General features: G+C 74.9%; 1 protein-coding gene and 1 pseudogene. Both read left to right on the forward strand.

Annotation, left to right across the window (positions count from 1 at the left end; translation table 11 throughout):
- Positions 1-1,069, forward strand: a pseudogene (locus ACZ619_RS41360) (hypothetical protein); the annotation flags it as partial.
- 192 nt (positions 1,070-1,261) lie between these two features.
- A complete protein-coding gene (locus ACZ619_RS41365) occupies positions 1,262-1,498 on the forward strand; it encodes a hypothetical protein (protein ID WP_469610766.1) in 237 nt (78 codons plus the stop codon).
- Positions 1,499-1,792: the final 294 nt, after the last annotated feature.

Raw genomic sequence — 1,792 nt, forward strand, 5'->3', positions numbered from 1 at the left:
CGAAGGGGTCGTACCGTGGGCAGACGAGTCGGCGGACGGCGTGTCGCAGGAGACCCCGAGGGCCGGGGCCCCGGAAGGCGGCGCGGCCCTCACCGGCACGAACGTCGAGCCCGCCACCCTCACGGAAGGCGCGACGGCGACCACGGGCGTTCCCTTCCTGCCGATGATGCCCGGCACGGGCCAGGCGGCCACCGGCGCCGGACGCGCGGAGAGCGGTGAACGCCCGGACGCGGCAGGCCTGTTGGAAGCGACGGCGACGGCGTGGATCCCCGGAGCCGACGAGTCGGCCGCCGAGGAGCCGACGGCGGGCGCGACGCCCGTTGCCGCGGCCCTGCACGGCGCAGCCACGACCGCCGCCTCACCCCGTGGGACCGACCACGGCAGGAACAACGGGGAGCCGGGCACAGGACACCCGGCGTCCGCGGCCACCACTGCACCCCCGGCCGCCGCCGAACCGGAGCAACCGGCCCAACCGGCCCAACCGGCCCCGGCCCAACCGACACCGGCCCAACCGGCCGACGACCGCGTCCCGGTGGTCGCGCCGGACGAGGAGAGCGAGGACGACCTCTCGGCGTGGAGTGTCGCCGCCGCCGGCTTCACCCCACTGCTGTTCGGCCTGGCGGGACGCACGGCCACGACCCGGACCGGCGACGGGAGCGACACCTCCCGCTACACCGTCGCCGCCCCGGCCATCTGGGACGAGGAGGAAGGGGAGACGGCAAGGCGCGCGGAACTGACCGTGGCCCCACCACCCGCCCCGGCCATGGCCACGGCGGACGACGACGGTCCGGAACTGACCACCTGGCGGCCGACCCCACGCCCCGCCCCGGCCGCTGCGGCCCTCGCCTTCGCGGGCGACCTCGGTGACCGGCCGGCGCGGTCCGGCGACGGCGGCGAGCCCCCACCGGTCGAGCCCGCCCAGCGCGCGGCTGACCAGGACGAACCGGACGAGGAGGGGGAGGCCGAGGAGGGGGAGGCCGAGGAGAGCACCGCCCTCGACCTGCTGCGCCAGGACGCGTCCACCTGGGGAGGAACCCGCTCCCGCGAGATCCCCGACTCCCTCGGCTGACCGCACGCACACGGGCGCACGGCCGTGGCGATGCCCACCGTACGGAAGGGCATCGCCACGGTCGCCAAGGGCATTGATCGGGCCTCGTCTTGAGCTACGCGGAGCAACACGATCATGATCCGGTCGACATCCCTGCCGGAAGCGCCGGTTCCCCATCGGCACCCGGCACCTCCCTGTCCGCCAGAAGCCCCCGTGCGACCGTCGACCCCACCCGAGATCTCCCTCGACCAGGCCCGTGAGCAGTACGAGGCCCACCGCGCGTCCTGCCGCCAGTGCGCGGTCGGCGCGGCACCGTGCCGCGCCGCCAAACACCTGCGACGCGCCTACAACAACGCCCTCAGAACCGCGGACACCACCACGACGGACCGTGGGAACGACTCCGGCTCCCCGGCCCGGCCCGGTGACAGATCAGGCGGAGTCACTGCCTGACCGGGCAGACGACCCGCCGATCGGCACCACTCCTGCGCCGTCTCTCCCATGATCGGCCAGGACGGCGTCCGGCCCCTCGTCCCTCCCCGCCTCCCCCGACGGGCGGACGGGGCCGGAGGCCGCTCCAACCCCACCTGGAACCGATGAGGAGTGTGGTGTGTCCATCCGGAACCGGGTCATCGCGGGCGGCGTGGTCGCAGTGACGGCCGTCGCCCTGGGCGGTGTGTCACTGGCCCTGGCCGACGCCCCGACCGACGGCCAGGAGATCACCGGCCAGATGACCTACTACAACGA

The organism is Streptomyces sp. NPDC104367, from assembly GCF_055583825.1.